Raw genomic sequence first — 565 nt, 5'->3', positions numbered from 1 at the left:
AATATATTTTCTGTTATTGCAGCAGTTATCCTGTATTGCAAATATTTTTCCCTTTTCTCCATATAATGCTTTCAATTTTATCATCAGATACAATCACTNNNNATGTATTCGCATCTTTNATAAAATCTTGACCTGCAAATTCTGGAAATTTTTTCTATTTTTTCAGGATCTTTTACAATAATAAAATAATAATGTGTCATACATTTCCAGCTATTGGTGCTAATATTTCTAGAGATAATATTTCTAATATATCTTCATATGAAATGTCATCATCTAAGATTTTTTTTAATACTTCTTCTATTTCTTATAGAATCTTTTAATTCCATAATATTTTTTTATTTTTTGTTTTATAAAAGATTTTATTTTTTATATGAAAATGAAGAAAATATTATGAAGAGTAAAAGTATTGAAAACTCATAATAACTATTTATAATATTTAATAACTGATAAAAATATTATTATAGAAGTCTGTAGTGCAATNNNAAAACTCCTATAATTTTTTCTATAAATTAATAGATAAATAAAAACAAATATTATTATATAATAATTGAAATAATATAAGAGA

At 19.7% G+C, this 565-nt stretch carries 1 pseudogene (running past one end of the window); it reads right to left on the bottom strand.

The annotated features are described in order from the left end of the window. Nucleotides 1–62, bottom strand: a pseudogene (locus LUA84_RS03370) (nitroreductase family protein) (it extends 133 nt beyond the left edge of the window). Nucleotides 63–565: the final 503 nt, after the last annotated feature.

The organism is Candidatus Nanopusillus massiliensis, from assembly GCF_920984865.1.
This window is presented reverse-complemented; position numbering and strand designations above follow the sequence as displayed.